The sequence below is a fragment of the Herbiconiux aconitum genome, from assembly GCF_024979235.1.
Classification (GTDB): Bacteria; Actinomycetota; Actinomycetes; order Actinomycetales; family Microbacteriaceae; genus Herbiconiux; species Herbiconiux aconitum.
The window spans coordinates 1,021,079-1,035,595 of the sequence record NZ_JANLCM010000001.1; the positions used below are offsets into that span (position 1 = coordinate 1,021,079).

Consider the following 14,517-nt stretch of genomic DNA (forward strand, 5'->3'; position numbering starts at 1 on the left):
CCCCGATGCCGCCGACATCGCGGTCATCCGGCGGAGCGCGCCGCCCACCACTCCTTCAGGCGCGCCGTGGCCTCCTCCTCGGAGAGCGGGCCCTCGTCGAGGCGCACCTCCAGCAGGTAGGCGTAGGCCTCGCCGACCGCGCGCGAGGGCTTGAGATCCAGGATGGCCATGATCTGCTCGCCGTCGAGATCGGGCCGAACGGATGCCATCTCCTCCTGTGCGGCCAGCGTCGCGATGCGCTCCTCCAGGTCGTCGTAGGCGAACGACAGTCGGTCGGCCTTGCGGCGGTTGCGGGTGGTGACGTCGGCGCGGGTGAGGATGTGCAGCCGCTCGAGCTGGTCGCCGGCGTCGCGCACGTAACGCCGCACGGCCGAATCCGTCCAGTCGCCGTCGGTGTAGCCGAAGAAGCGCAGATGCAACTCGATCAGGCGCCCGACCGCGGCGATCGTGTCGTTGTCGAAGCGCAGCTCGCGCAGCCGCCGCTTCGCGAGCTTGGCACCCACCACGTCGTGATGGTGGAAGCTGACCTGACCGCCGGGCTCGTTGCGCTTGGTGGCGGGCTTGCCGATGTCGTGCAGCAGCGCCGCGAGCCGCAGCACCAAGTCGGGCGACACGATGCCCGTTCCGGCGGCCGCGCGCGACTTCTCGAGGTCGATGGCCTGATCGAGCACCGTGAGGCTGTGCTGGTAGACGTCTTTGTGGTGGTGGTGCTCGTCGGCTTCGAGCTGCAGCGCCGGGATCTCCGGGATGATCAGCTCGGCAAGCCCGCTCTCGACCAGCAATTCGACGCCGACGCGCGGCGCATCCGTCTTCAGCAACTTGGACAGCTCGTCGTTCACCCGCTCGATCGAGACGATGCCGATGGAGTCGCGCATCTCCGAGATGGCGATCGCGGTGTCGGGGGCCACGGTGAAGCCGAGTTGGGCGCTGAAGCGGATGGCGCGCAGCATCCGCAGCGGATCGTCGCCGAACGAGACCTCGGGGGCGCCCGGGGTGCGCAGCACGCCGGCGATCAGGTCGTCCATGCCGTGCGCGGGGTCGACCAGCACGAGCTCGGGCACGCGCAGCGCCATGGCGTTGACCGTGAAGTCGCGGCGCCGTAGGTCGCCTTCGAGGCTGTCGCCGAACTCCACCGCGGGCTTGCGGCTGGTGCCGTCGTAGCTGTCCGAGCGGTAGGTGGTGATCTCCACGGTCTCGCCGTCGATGCGGGCGGCGATGGTGCCGAAGGCGCGCCCCACATCCCACTGCGCCTGCGAGATGGGCGTGACGAGGGCCAGGATCTCGTCGGGCGTCGCATCCGTCGTGAAATCGAGGTCGGTGATCGGGCGGCCGAGGAACGCGTCGCGCACCGGGCCGCCGACGAGGGCCAGCTCGTGGCCGGCGTCGGCGAACGCTGCCGCGAGGGTCGCGACAGGACCACTCGCCGCGAGGTTCCCCAGGAACTCGAGGGATTGCTGAACCGACTGCACCGGCCCATTTTAGCCGCGCCTTCCGCCGGGCCAGGGCGGTTCCCGGTTCTCCCAGGCCGCTTCTCCTAGAATCGGCAGTACGGATGCGGGGCCACCAGCGCACCCATGACTACCTATGAACCCAGCGCGTCGATTGTTTCGAGTTGCGCCCGCGATCGCCGCAAGCGCGCTGATCGCCGGTGCAGTGTTCGCGACCCCGATGGCAGCGAGCGCGACGGATGCCCCCGACCCGGCCGCGCCGACCGTCGCCCTCTCCATCGCTCCCGCCGGCAACGGCGTCGTCACCCCCGGAGCCGATCTCGCCATCACGGTCGAGATCGCGAATCCGGGCCCCGACCAGGTCGCCGACGGCACGATCGACATCGTGCTCGACCGCTCTCCGCTCACATCCGCGACCGCCTACGACTCCTGGGTGGCCGGCGGCGGCGCAGCAGACGGCGACGCAGCGGCTGCCGACGAGGATCTCGTCACGCTCGCCACCGCCGCTTCGCCGGCCGTTCCACTCGGTGCGACCCACTCGGTGCAGCTCACGGTGCCGGCCGACCAGCTGGCCCTCGGCGACTGGGGCAGCTACGGGCTCGGTGCCCGCCTCACCCAGGGCGGCGCGGTGGCCGCCGAGACGCGGTCCACGATCGTCTGGAACGATCCGACGGCCGACGCACCGCCCGCCGCCGGTGTCACCGTCATCGCACCACTCACGAGCATCGCCAGCACCACGGGTCTCATCCAGGCCCCGGCCCTCGAGACCTTCACGAGCGACACCGGCGTACTCACCCGCGAATTGGATGCGGTCATCGACCGCCCGGTCACGATCGCGGTCGATCCGCGCATCATCGTGTCCATCCGCGCTCTCGGATCGACCGCTCCCGATTCGGCCGTCGGCTGGCTCGAGCGGCTCGAGGCAGCCTCGAATCCGATCATCCCGCTCACCTTCGCCGATTCGGACATCGCGGCCGAGCACCAGGCGGGAGCACCCGGCGTCCTCGCGCCCACCTCCTTCGCATACGCGCTCGATCCGGCGAACTTCATCGGCGTCGACGAGCTGATCGAACCGACGGCGACCCCGACAACGAGTCCCTCGGCACCCGGCGACCCGACGGCGACGCCCGCTCCGAGCACGGATCCCACGCCCCCGCCTCCCGCCGTTCCCACGCTCGAACAACTCACCGACTGGGACTACACGAGCACCTCAATCGCGTGGCCCCGCACCGGCTCCGTGGTCGCAGCCGACCTGCCGTTCTTCTCGCAGTCGGGCCTCACCACGAGCATCATCGACTCGTCGCAGCTCTCCGCCGAAGGCGACCCTCTCGACGCCGTCGTGTCGGTGGGCGATCAGACGGCCCTCGTCGCCGACCACGGTGTGTCGGCGGCGATCCAGGATGCGCTGGCCGCCAATTCCGACGCGCGCCGCGGCCAGGCGCTCTCCCAGCTCTCCGGTTCTCTCGCCATCGCGGCGGGCGCGGGGCGTGCGACGGATGCCGGCTCCGACGCATCCGGTCGAACCGTGCTCGCCGTGCTCGACCGCACCGCAATGAACCTCACCGACCTCGACCAGGTTCTCGGGGCACTCCAGTCCCTGCCCTGGGCCGGCACCGCTCCGCTCCAGAACCTGCTCGCACAGACCCCCAGGCAGGCCGCCACGCTGATCGACGCCCCGGAATCGGCCGACCGCATCGGCCAGATCCAGCGACTCCTCGGGGGCTCCGGCTCGATCGACTCCTTCTCATCTGTTCTCGCCGATCCGCAGGTGCTCACCGGCCAGAACCGCGCCGATCTGCTCGCCCTACTCTCGAACAGCTGGGTTCCGAACGAGGGCGGATGGAACGTCGCCGTGCAGGGCAGTGTCGACGCCACCGCGAAGACGCTCGGTTCGGTGCAGATGATCGACGGGTCGAACATCAACCTGCTGTCGAACCAGGCACCGCTCCCCGTCACCCTCAGCAACGAGTTGCCCTACCCCGTCACGGTCTTGGTGCACGTCACACCCTCGAACGGCCGTCTGCTGGTGGAGCAGAACGACGTCGAGGTGACCATCGAGGCCACCTCGCGCAAGGGGGCGCAGATTCCGGTCACCGCGGTCGCGAACGGGGCCGTCACCCTGAACATCCAGCTGCTCAGCCCGACGGGCGTGCTCATCTCGACCCCGTCGCCCGTGGTCGTGAACGTCAGCGCCGAATGGGAGACCTGGGGCACGGTGCTCTTCGGAGTGCTGGTGGTGATCGTGTTCGGCTTCGGAATCGTGCGCAACATCCTGCGGCGCCGCAAGAAGCGCCGAACCGACGACGCGGCGGCCGCCGAGAATCCCGAGAATGCCGTCGAGGCCCCGGATGCGGGAGTGACGCCCCATGAGTAACGCCGGAATCGGTCGCGCCAGCGCCCTCCTGGCCTCCGGAACGACGGTCTCGCGGGTTCTCGGCTTCGTCAAGGCCATCATCCTGGTGCAGACCATCGGTGCGGTGAGCCTCGGCGGCAACGCCTTCGCCATCGCGAACCAGCTGCCGAACACGATCTTCGTCATCGTGGCGGGTGGCATGCTCAACGCGGTACTCGTGCCGCAGATCGTGCGGGCGTCGTCGCACACCGACGGCGGCAGCGCCTACATCAACAAGCTGGTCACCTTGGCGCTCACGGTGCTCGCCGGTGCCGCCATCATCGCGACTCTGCTCGCACCCGTTCTGGTGCGGGTCGTCGCGGGTCTGGCCGGCGACACACCGGAATCCGTGCTCGACCTGGCCGCATCCTTCGCCTACTGGACGCTGCCGCTGATCTTCTTCTACGGTCTCTACTCGGTGCTCGGCGAAGTGCTGAACGCGCGACGGTCGTTCGGACCGTTCACCTGGGCCCCGGTGCTCAACAACGTGGTCGCCATCCTCGGGCTGATCGGGTTCAACCTGGTGTTCGCGCCGACCGCCATCGAGCGCGACACCTTCTCCTACTGGACGCCGGACAAGGTCATCTGGCTGGCCGGCACCGCCACGCTCGGGGTGGCGATTCAGGCGCTCGTGCTGTTCCTCTTCTGGAAGCGGATCGGCCTCCGTTACCGCCCGGACTTCCGGTGGCGGGGCGTGGGCCTCGGCCAGGCCGGCAAGATCGCCGGGTGGACCTTCGGCATGCTCCTCGTCACGCAGCTCGCCGGGCTCGTGGAGACGAACGTCGTCGCCACGGCGGCCGGCGGCGACAACGCCTCCACCAACGTGCTCACCAACGCCTGGCTGGTGTTCATGCTGCCGCACTCGATCGTGGCGGTGTCGATCGCCACCGCCTACTTCACGAGGATGAGCGAGTTCGCTCATCAAGGAGATCTGGCGAGCGTGCGCGCCAATCTCTCCGCGTCGTTGCGCGTCATCACGGCCTTCATGGTTCTCGCCATGATCGGCTTGATCGTCTGCGCCTATCCGTTCAGCCGGTTCTTCACCGATTCGTTCCCGGTCACCGTCACCATGGGCAACGTGCTGATCGGGTTCCTCATCGGCCTGCCGGCCTTCAGCATGCTCTTCGTCATCCAGCGCGCCTTCTACTCGCTGGGCGACACCCGCACGCCGTTCTTCATCACCGTCTTCCAGGCCGTGATCTTCTCCGCAGCCGCGCTCGTCGTGCTCTTCTTCGTGCCGAAGGATCTCGTGGGCGTCGCAGTGGCCGTCTCCCTCTCGGTCGCGGGCATCCTGCAGACCATCCTGGCCGCCGTGCTGATCCGAACCCGCTTGGGAGGCGTGGGCGGGCGCACGGTGGCGGTGAGCTTCCTCCGGTTCGTCGGGGCGGCCATCCCCTCCACTGCGGCCGGCGTCGTTCTCGCAATCGTGTTCGGGCTCGGCGACGCCGACGGGTTCGGCAGCTCCTCGGTGATGGGTTCGATCGTCTCCCTGGTGGTCATCGGCTCGGTGATGTCGGCCGTCTATCTGGGCGCCCTGTTCCTCGTCCGTTCCCCTGAGCTCCGAGTGGCGCTCGCGCCCATCCGCGCCCGGCTGAACCGCTAGCGGAAGCCCTCCCGAACACACCCCGCGAACGCCTCCGGCCGCCGGGTCCACTGGAATACTCCGCGGTTAGGATGTGTTGTATCGATCAGTGAGTGCACTGGTGGTGTGCCCACGATCATCCTCAGGAGTGGAACGACATGCGCGAGATCATCATCATCGGGTCGGGGCCCGCGGGATTCACGGCAGCCATCTATGCCGCCCGAGCCGGACTCAAGCCCCTTCTGCTCGCTTCGAGCGTCGAAGCCGGTGGAGAGCTGATGAACACCACCGAGGTCGAGAACTTCCCCGGTTTCCCTGACGGCATCCAGGGGCCCGAGCTCATGATGAAGCTGCAGGAGCAGGCCGAGAAGTTCGGCACCGAGGTCATCCTCGACGACGTGACGAGCCTTCACCTCGACGGCGATGTCAAGACGGTGCACACGGGCTACAGCGGAACCTTCGAAGCGCGCTCCGTGATCTTCGCCACCGGATCGGCCTACCGCAAGCTCGGCCTCGCCGATGAGGAGCGTCTGAGCGGCCGCGGCGTCTCGTGGTGCGCCACCTGCGACGGCTTCTTCTTCAAGGCCAAGACGATCGCGGTCGTCGGCGGCGGCGACTCGGCGATGGAGGAGGCGACCTTCCTCACGCGTTTCGCCGAGAAGGTGTACGTCGTACACCGTAAGGACACGCTCCGTGCATCGAAGATCATGCAGGAGCGCGCTTTCCAGAATGAGAAGATCGAGTTCGTCTGGAACTCCGAGGTCGTCGGCATTTCCGGTGAGAACGCTGTCGAAGCTCTGACGCTCCGCAACACGGTCACCGGCGATCAGTCGGAACTCCCGGTGCAGGGCCTGTTCGTGGCCATCGGCAACGACCCCCGTGTGCATCTCGTGCACGGTCAGCTCGACCTCACGGCCGACGGCACCATCGCGGTGCGCGGCCGCTCGTCGAAGACGAACCTCTCCGGTGTCTTCGCCGCCGGCGACGTCATCGACCCGCACTACCGCCAGGCGGTCACTGCGGCAGCGTCCGGAACAGTGGCGGCCCTCGACGCCGAGCAGTTCCTCGCCGCTCTCGACCAGGCCGAAGCGGAGCGCCACATAGACGACTTGGTTCCCGCCAAGTAGACGAACCCGGGCCTGTGTCAGGGCACCGGATGATGACCACACGAAAGAAGGAACAATGTCCAACGCAAAGGCAGTGTCTGACGCCAGTTTCGATGCCGACGTCCTGAAGTCCGAGAAGACCATCCTCGTCGACTTCTGGGCGGAGTGGTGCGGGCCGTGTCGCGCGGTCTCCCCGATCCTCGACCAGATCGCTTCGGAGCACTCCGACAAGATCGAGATCGTCAAGCTGAACGTCGACGACAACCCGCAGACCGCCATGAAGTATCAGATCACGTCGATCCCTGCGATGAAGGTCTACCAGGGTGGCGAGGTCGTCAAGACGATCATCGGTGCCAAGCCGAAGGCGGCCCTCGAAGCCGACCTCGCTGCCTTCATCTGAGTCGCATCACCCTTCCGAATGGCCTGACGGCCAGTTCGTGACAAGTGGCCCGCCGCATTCGTGCAGCGGGCCACTTTTGCATGTCATACGATGGAATTTCGGTCTAGGTCGGGATGTACGAGTGAGTAGCCAGAAACCCCCTTCGTCCGCGGGTAACAATCTCGACCCGTGGTACGCCAACTATGCCGAGCGAACGGCCGGCCTCGCGGCTTCTGAGGTTCGCGCCCTCTTCGCCGTGGCGTCCCGCCCCGAGGTGGTGTCGCTCGCCGGCGGCATGCCGGCCGTCTCCGCGTTGCCTCAAGAACTCGTGATCGAGTCGATGAATCGCGTGATGCGCGAGCAGGGTTCGGTCGCTCTGCAGTACGGCTCCGGTCAGGGGGTGCCCGTTCTTCGCGAGCAGATCCTCGACGTCATGGCGATGGAAGGCATCCGCGCCAGTGCCGACGATGTTGTGGTGACCACCGGTTCGCAGCATGCTCTCGAATTGGTGACGAAGTTGTTCATCGATCCGGGCGACGTCGTTCTCGCCGAGGGTCCGAGTTACGTCACCGCCATGGTGATCTTCCGTTCCTTTCAGGCCGAGACCCATCACGTGGCGATGGATGCGAACGGAATGATTCCCGAATCCCTCCGCGAGAACATCGCGCGGCTGAAGGCGCTCGGCAAGAAGATCAAGTTCCTGTACACGATCCCCTCGTTCCAGAACCCGGCCGGCGTGACGCTCTCCTGGGAACGCCGTCTCGAAGTGCTTCAGATCGCGAAGGAGAACGGCATCCTCGTGCTCGAGGACAACCCGTACGGCTTGCTGCACTTCGATGCCCCACCTCCCCCGGCCCTCCGGTCGGTTGAGCAAGAAGGCGTCATCTATCTCGGTACCTTCTCGAAGACGCTCGCTCCCGGTTTCCGGGTGGGCTGGGCACTGGCGCCTCATGCCATCCGCGAGAAGCTGATCCTGGCCAACGAGGCCGCCGTGCTGTCGCCCAGCTCGTTCAGCCAGCTGGTGATCTCGGAGTACCTCGACACCATCGACTGGCGAGCGCAGGTCGATCGCTTCCGCGGTGTTTACCGGGAGCGAAAAGAGGCCATGATCGGGGCTTTAACTGAATACCTCCCCAATCTTCAATGGACGGATCCTGACGGTGGCTTCTACGTCTGGCTCACCCTTCCGAGCTATCTCGATTCCAAGCAGATGCTCCCGCGAGCCGTGAAGGAACTCGTGGCGTACACGCCCGGAACAGCGTTCTACGCGGATGGCGGCGGACGCAACAACATCCGGCTCTCGTTCTGCTATCCGACACCCGAGGCGATCAGGGTCGGCATCCGTCGCCTGCAGAACGTGATCAACGGCGAGCTCGACCTCCTCGAAACGTTCTCCGCCACCGGCCCCCTCGGCACCGCGCGCGACCGCAACTTCTCCGCTCCTCCTCCCAATCTGGATTGAGATCATGACCGATTCCTCCACTCCTCGCACCGTCGTCGTTCTGGCCGGTGGCATCTCCCACGAGCGCGATGTCTCCCTGCGGTCAGGTCGGCGTGTCGCGGACAGCCTCGCCGAGCGTGGCCACACGGTCATCCTCCGGGATCCGGATGCCACCCTCCTGCAGTATCTGGATGACACTCGCCCCGACGTGGTGTGGCCCGCCCTGCACGGGGCGAGCGGAGAAGATGGCGCGTTGCGCGCGCTCCTCGATGTGCTCGGCATCCCTTTCGTCGGATCCCAAGCCAAGGCCTCTCGTCTGGCCTGGCAGAAGCCGACCGCCAAGGTGCTGGTTGAGCGCGCAGGGTTTGCCACTCCGCGTTGGCTCACGCTTCCGCGCGACACCTTCCGTGAGCTCGGCGCCACACAGGTCTTGAACCTCGTCTCACGCTCCCTCGGATCGGAACTCGTCGTCAAACCCGCGATGGGCGGTTCCGCTCTGGGTGTCGGTGTCATCACCTCGTCGGATGACCTGCCTCGCGCCGTTGTCGACGCCTACACCTATGGCGAGGTGGCACTGATCGAGCAGCGAGCGCGGGGCATCGAGGTGTCCATCGGCATCATCGACCTGGGTGACGGCGCATTCGCACTCCCCCCGGTCGAGATCGAGCCACGATCTGGCGTCTACAGCTTCGAAGCTCGCTACAACGCCGGCGAGACAAGCTTCTACGTGCCGGCTCGGCTCGAAGAAGACGTCGCCGCTCGCGCGAGTGCTACCGCGCTGTCCATCTACGAAACCCTCGGCTTGCGGCACATCTCGCGCATCGACCTCATCATCGACGACGCCGGTGTGCCGTGGTTCCTTGAGGCGAATGTCCTGCCCGGACTCACCGAGACCTCAACCGTTCCGCAGGGCATCCTGGCTGCCGGGTTCTCACTTAGGGCCGTTTACGAGCAGCTCAGCGAAGTTGCAATCGCCGAAGCCGGCGTTCCCGCGAGTTAGTCTCCGTGCATCCCGGGTCATGTTTCACGTGAAACAATGCCCGGGATATTTCACGTGAAACGTGGGCCGCTGAGGGGGCGTTCGCGGCCATAGCCTTCTTCGCCGAGTTCGGTGAGAATGCGGTTGAGATCATCAATGGTGGCGAAGTCGACGACGATTTGGCCCTTCGAGCGGCCGAGGCTCACACGAACGCGGGTATTGAGGCGGTCGCCGAGGCGCTCACCGATCTCGTCGAGGTGACCGCGCTTCGTGCCGGCCGTCGTCTTCGCGCGCGACTGCTTCGGAGCCGACGACGCCAGCGCCTCCGCGGCTCGCACCGACAGATCCTCGTTCACGATCTTGTCCGCGAGCTTGGTCATCGCGTCGACATCACCGACCGCAAGCACCGCGCGGGCATGGCCGGCGCTCAACACACCTGATGCAACACGGTTCTGCACCGCCGGAGGAAGCCGCAGAAGACGCAGCGTATTGGTGATCTGTGGTCGCGACCGCCCGATGCGCTCCGCCAGCTGCTCCTGAGTGATGCCGAAGTCGTCGAGGAGCTGCTGGTAGGCCGAAGCCTCTTCCAAGGGATTCAGCTGCGACCGGTGCAGGTTCTCGAGGAGTGCGTCGCGCAGCATGTCCTCGTCGGCGGTGTCCTTGATGACAGCGGGGATCGTGTCGAGTCCCGCTTCTTTGGTGGCGCGCAGTCGCCGCTCACCCATCACCAGCTCATACTGCTGCTCACCACCGGCCACCAGGGGGAGTTCGCGCACGACGATCGGCTGCAGAACGCCGATCTCCCGCACCGAGTGCACCAGTTCCGCGAGATCCGAGGAGTCGAAGACGCTTCGGGGCTGCTTGGCGTTCGGCACGATGCTGTTCGGGTCGAGCTGCGCCAATCGAGCGCCAGGCACTGCCACCAGGTTCGGCGCAGCCACCGGCGCGTCGAAGAACACATCCACCGGACGCGACCCCTCGATGCGGGGCTCGTCGGTCGGAATCAAGGCACCGATGCCACGACCGAGTCCGGTTCTCTTCTTAGTTGCCACGATGAGGAGCTCCTCTGTCTGCGATTTCGGCTGCGGCCTCCAGATAGGAGACAGAGCCGGGGGATCCGGGGTCGAAACTGATCACGGTTTGACCGAAGCTGGGCGCCTCGGAGATCCGCACGGAGCGCGGGATCACCGCGCTGAGTGTCTCGGCGGGAAAATGGGAACGCACGTCTTCCGCCACCTGGAAGGCAAGGCGCGTGCGCCCGTCGTACATGGTCAGGAGGATGGTCGACACCGCGAGACTCGGGTTGAGGTGACGCTCGATCAGACTGATGTTGTTGAGGAGCTGGCTCAGGCCTTCGAGCGCGTAGTACTCGCACTGGATCGGGATGAGCACCTCGCGCGCCGCCACGAAAGCGTTGATGGTGAGCAGTCCCAGCGACGGCGGACAATCGATGAAGACGTAGTGGAACGGCTCACCTTCGTCGGTCTTCTGCGCGAGAAAGCGGTCGAGGCTGCCCCGCAACCGCTGCTCACGAGCGACCATCGGCACCAGCTCGATCTCTGCACCCGCGAGGTGGATGGTGGCGGGTAGGCAGAAGAGGTTTCCCGACTCAGGACTCTGCTGCACGATATCGGCCATCGGCTCATCATGGATGAGCACGTCGTAGACACTGGGCTTGTCGCCGCGGTGGTCGACGCCGAGCGCCGTGGAGGCGTTCCCCTGCGGATCCAGGTCGATGACCAGCACCCGTGCTCCCTCGCGAGCCAGAGCTGCTGCAAGGTTCACGGTGGTCGTGGTCTTTCCGACGCCGCCCTTCTGATTGGCGACAGTCAGAACACGGGGAGCCAGGGGGAGAGGATACTCTCGCATTGCCAGTTGCCGCTTTCGTTGAGAGAGATCCGCTAGTTCCCGGGCCAGCGGCGTCGACGCATCGAAGGCGGTTGCATCACTGGTCATTCACACAATCCTGTCGGTATGTTTCACGTGAAACATTGGGAGCGAGAAGCCCGAACGGACGTCTTCGATCGTATCGAACTACGCCGACACTAGAGACCTCGACATCCGGATCTCGGAGTACTGCGCTGCTCGAATCACGGAACCCTGGCACGGATCACCCGTGTTACCTCAACACCGATGGATTCTCCGAGTTCGAGCACCTCTACCTCGGAGAGCTTGTACTTTCGGATCGCCTTTTCGGCACCCGCAACTTCTTTGGCCGCACCGGCGCCCTTCATGAGCACCATCTCACCCCTTGGTCGCAGCAGGGGAGCGCACATCGGGATGAGCTTGCCGAAGGCACTCACGGCGCGAGCAGTGACCTGGTCCAGCCGCTGGGGGAGTCGTGCGTCCTCAGCCCGCGCGCGGACCACCGTGACATTGGTCAACCCGAGAAGGTCTTTTTGATCCTCGAGCCAGAGAACCCGACGCTCCATCGGCTCGATCAGCACGAATTCGACATCGGGCCGCGCGATCGCAAGCACAATGCCGGGCAACCCGGCGCCGCTGCCGATGTCGCCCACTAATCCGGGACGCAGCAGGGGAGCGACGACACCTGAGTTGATGATGTGCCGGCTCCAGAGGCGCGGTAGCTCCAGCGGTCCGATCAACCCGAGCTCTTCGCCGCGCCTTGCGAGGTCAGCGGTATAGCGTCGGGCGAGCTCCATTCGATCACCGAATACCGTAGCGGCAACGGCTGGCTCGATCTCGACTGCGTTCTCGTCGTCGGTCAATGTTTCACGTGAAACTATGCGCGAGAGATCACGGTGTGACGATCGCGACCTTCACCCTCGGATTCGGAGGAGAAGCCGCGATCTGCCACGATGTCATGCACAAGCTTGCGCTCGTACGACGACATGGGCTCAAGGTGCGCCGAATCCGATCCCGCATCGATTCGGGCAATGGCACCAGCGACGAGCTTCTCGAGCTCGCGCTGGCGCTGCTCCCGGCTTCCGCCCACGTCAAGAATGAGGCGGGAGAACTCCCCGGTTTTGGTCTGCACCGCAAGGCGAGTCAACTCCTGGAGAGCTGCCACCGTCTCTGTGCGCGAGAGAACCCGCAGGTTGCTGTCACCGGAGGCATTCACCGAGATGTAGGCCCGACCGTCGTTGACCTCGATGTCGATGTCACCGTCGAGATCGCAGATATCCAACAGCTCTTCAATGTAGTCAGCGGCTACATCACCTTCGTCATCCAAGCGCGAATGCGGCGCCTCAGCCCCATCCGGAGCAGACTCCTCTGGGAGTGACGTCTCGTCGAGTTCGAAGTCCTGGCTGGTGTCGGTGGTCTCGGTCACATCACTCATTTCTTGTCACCTTGCTTCTTCGCGCGGTTCTTGCTCACGGGCTGCTGACGCTGTGTCGTCTTCGGCGGCTCCGGGATCGACTCGATGGCCGGGGCGCCCTTGGTGGGCTCGAGCTTGCCCTTCTTCGCCAGGCGCGCCTCGCGGGCCTTCGCCGCCTCACTACCGGGTGTCGGCATGTTGCGGATCACGAGGAACTGCTGACCCATGGTCCAGAGGTTCGAGGTCAGCCAGTAGAACATGACACCGAGCGGGAACGCGACACCCGAGAACACGAAGACGAGGGGGAGGATGTAGAGGAGGATGCGCTGCTGCTTGAACATCGGGCTGTTCTTGGCCTCGGGCGACTGGTTCTTCGCCATGATCTGCAGCTGCGTGTAGAACTGCGAGGCCGTCATCAGCACGACCATGAGACCGGCAATGAGCATGACCTGCCACGGTCCGCCGGCGTTCCAGGCACCGATGAAGGTGTCGTGCAGGGGAGCGACGCCGAAGAGCGTGGCGTCACCGAACTGCTTGCCCAGCTCCGCGTTCAGCGGGCCCACTCCCGCGAGCCCCTTCTGGGCGTTGTTGAGCACCGAGAACAGGCTGAAGAAGATCGGCATCTGCAACAGGAGAGGCAGACAGGATGCGAGCGGATTCGTGCCCGTGCGCCGGTACAGCTCCATCGTCTCGCGCGACATAGCCTCCCGGGAGAACTGATCCTTCTTGCCCTTGTACTTGTCTTGGATCTTCTTCAGCTGAGGCGCGACCTCGAGCATCTTGCGCTGACTCTTGATCTGCCGCACGAAGATGGGGATGAGCGCCGCGCGCACCACGAGCACCAGGCCCACGATCGACAGCACCCAGGTCAGACCGGCCGCGGGATCGAGACCGAGGAAGGTCCAGAAGTAGTGCCAGCCGACCAGGATCAGCTCTACGACCCATTTGATGGGCCAGAGGATCGTATCGAGAAACGGGATTTCCATGGGGTGGGTTAGCCCTTTCCGTGGCTAGCTACGACAAAACCGAATGGCGTGAGCCGGTATCTCTGGCGGCGCACCGGGGGTACATCGTCGATCCCGCCCTTGGCCCACGGATGACAGCGGGCGATGCGGTAGACGCCCATTGCCGATCCGACGACCACGCCCCGCTGCTGAATCGCCTGCAGCGTATAAGAGGAGCACGACGGGTAATAGCGACACACGTCGCCATAAAGGGGAGAGATCACCGCGCGGTAGCCCCGCAGAATCAGAACCGCGAGATTACGGGGGAGCAGCACGATCGCAGTGACGATCGACATCATGCGAGCACGGATCCTTTGGTGAGAGAACGCGACAGTTCTTCGAAGAGTACGCGGTAAGGCTGAGATCCAGCTTCGGGCAGAGCGCGCACTACCACGTCGTATCCGGGAGCGACCTGGGGGAGCAGAGCGAAGCTCGCCGCCTTCAGTCGCCGTCGTACTCGATTGCGCACGACCGCGATCCCGACCGACTTCGCCACGATGAACCCGAAACGCGCATCCGACGAATCGGATGCGCGAATGTAGGTGACAGTGTTCGGCCCGACGAACTTCGCACCACGCCGGACGGTTCCGCGATAGTCACGACCGTGGGTGATGCGATTGGCTCTGGCCAGCACCGCGACGACAGGATCTGTGTCGACGCGTGGACTAAGCGGAGAGCTCGGTGCGACCCTTACGGCGACGAGCCGAAAGGATGGCGCGACCCGCACGCGTGCGCATGCGCAGACGGAAGCCGTGCACCTTGGCGCGGCGGCGGTTGTTCGGCTGGAAAGTTCTCTTGCTCATAATGTTCTCCGTGGTCCGGCAGGCACTCGGAATGACTGCCGTGAAGGGAAGGGGTGTGGGATTCCACAAGTCAACTGATTAAAACTACGGCCTGAAGGGCCTG

15 protein-coding genes are annotated in these 14,517 nt (G+C 65.3%); 6 read left to right on the forward strand and 9 right to left on the reverse strand.

From position 1 onward, the window contains the following. Positions 1–23 precede the first annotated feature (23 nt). The gene (locus N1027_RS04645; protein ID WP_259505668.1) at positions 24–1,469 is read right to left on the reverse strand and encodes a CCA tRNA nucleotidyltransferase; all 1,446 of its coding nucleotides are present in this window, start codon (positions 1,467–1,469) and stop codon (positions 24–26) included. Between the two features lie 115 nt (positions 1,470–1,584). Here N1027_RS04645 and N1027_RS04650 point away from each other — a divergent pair, with 115 nt between their 5' ends. From N1027_RS04650 to N1027_RS04675, 6 genes are all read left to right on the forward strand, one after another. Further along, the gene (locus tag N1027_RS04650) at positions 1,585–3,822 is read left to right on the forward strand and encodes a DUF6049 family protein (RefSeq protein WP_259505670.1); all 2,238 of its coding nucleotides are present in this window, start codon (positions 1,585–1,587) and stop codon (positions 3,820–3,822) included. Further along, a complete protein-coding gene (gene murJ, locus N1027_RS04655) occupies positions 3,815–5,443 on the forward strand; it encodes a murein biosynthesis integral membrane protein MurJ (RefSeq protein WP_259505672.1) in 1,629 nt (542 codons plus the stop codon). The genes N1027_RS04650 and murJ overlap by 8 nt, the downstream gene beginning before the upstream one ends. 137 nt (positions 5,444–5,580) lie before the next feature. Further along, entirely contained in the window at positions 5,581–6,549 is a 969-nt protein-coding gene (gene trxB / locus N1027_RS04660) for a thioredoxin-disulfide reductase (RefSeq protein ID WP_259505674.1), read from the forward strand. Between the two features lie 55 nt (positions 6,550–6,604). Next, positions 6,605–6,928, forward strand: a complete 324-nt coding sequence (trxA, locus tag N1027_RS04665) for a thioredoxin (protein WP_259505676.1) — start codon at positions 6,605–6,607, stop codon at positions 6,926–6,928. 121 nt (positions 6,929–7,049) lie between these two features. Next, positions 7,050–8,369 carry an aminotransferase-like domain-containing protein gene (locus tag N1027_RS04670; RefSeq protein WP_259505678.1) on the forward strand — a complete coding sequence of 440 codons (1,320 nt, stop codon included), beginning with the start codon at positions 7,050–7,052 and terminating at the stop codon, positions 8,367–8,369. A 4-nt stretch (positions 8,370–8,373) separates the two neighbouring features. Further along, positions 8,374–9,348, forward strand: coding sequence for a D-alanine--D-alanine ligase family protein (locus N1027_RS04675; protein ID WP_259505680.1), 975 nt, complete (start codon positions 8,374–8,376; stop codon positions 9,346–9,348). A gap of 50 nt (positions 9,349–9,398) precedes the next feature. Here N1027_RS04675 and N1027_RS04680 read toward each other — a convergent pair whose 3' ends face one another. The 8 genes from N1027_RS04680 to rpmH form a co-directional block, all read right to left on the reverse strand. Further along, on the reverse strand, positions 9,399–10,379 hold the full coding sequence (locus tag N1027_RS04680; RefSeq protein ID WP_259505688.1) for a ParB/RepB/Spo0J family partition protein: 981 nt from the start codon (positions 10,377–10,379) through the stop codon (positions 9,399–9,401). Then, the gene (locus N1027_RS04685; RefSeq protein ID WP_259505690.1) at positions 10,369–11,283 is read right to left on the reverse strand and encodes a ParA family protein; all 915 of its coding nucleotides are present in this window, start codon (positions 11,281–11,283) and stop codon (positions 10,369–10,371) included. The genes N1027_RS04680 and N1027_RS04685 overlap by 11 nt, the downstream gene beginning before the upstream one ends. A gap of 134 nt (positions 11,284–11,417) precedes the next feature. Continuing rightward, on the reverse strand, positions 11,418–11,990 hold the full coding sequence (gene rsmG / locus N1027_RS04690) for a 16S rRNA (guanine(527)-N(7))-methyltransferase RsmG (protein ID WP_259507901.1): 573 nt from the start codon (positions 11,988–11,990) through the stop codon (positions 11,418–11,420). Positions 11,991–12,070: 80 nt separating this feature from the next. After that, complete coding sequence (locus tag N1027_RS04695; protein WP_259505692.1) at positions 12,071–12,628, reverse strand: Jag family protein; 558 nt, start codon at positions 12,626–12,628, stop codon at positions 12,071–12,073. Further along, entirely contained in the window at positions 12,625–13,593 is a 969-nt protein-coding gene (gene yidC, locus N1027_RS04700; protein ID WP_284438702.1) for a membrane protein insertase YidC, read from the reverse strand. The genes N1027_RS04695 and yidC overlap by 4 nt, the downstream gene beginning before the upstream one ends. Before the next feature lie 8 nt (positions 13,594–13,601). Further along, positions 13,602–13,910: a membrane protein insertion efficiency factor YidD gene (yidD, locus tag N1027_RS04705; protein ID WP_259505694.1), complete on the reverse strand. Its 309-nt coding sequence runs from the start codon at positions 13,908–13,910 to the stop codon at positions 13,602–13,604. Next, complete coding sequence (rnpA, locus tag N1027_RS04710; protein ID WP_259505696.1) at positions 13,907–14,245, reverse strand: ribonuclease P protein component; 339 nt, start codon at positions 14,243–14,245, stop codon at positions 13,907–13,909. Before rnpA ends, yidD begins: the two co-directional genes overlap by 4 nt. Positions 14,246–14,276: 31 nt before the next feature. Continuing rightward, entirely contained in the window at positions 14,277–14,414 is a 138-nt protein-coding gene (gene rpmH / locus N1027_RS04715) for a 50S ribosomal protein L34 (protein ID WP_022895130.1), read from the reverse strand. Positions 14,415–14,517: the final 103 nt, after the last annotated feature.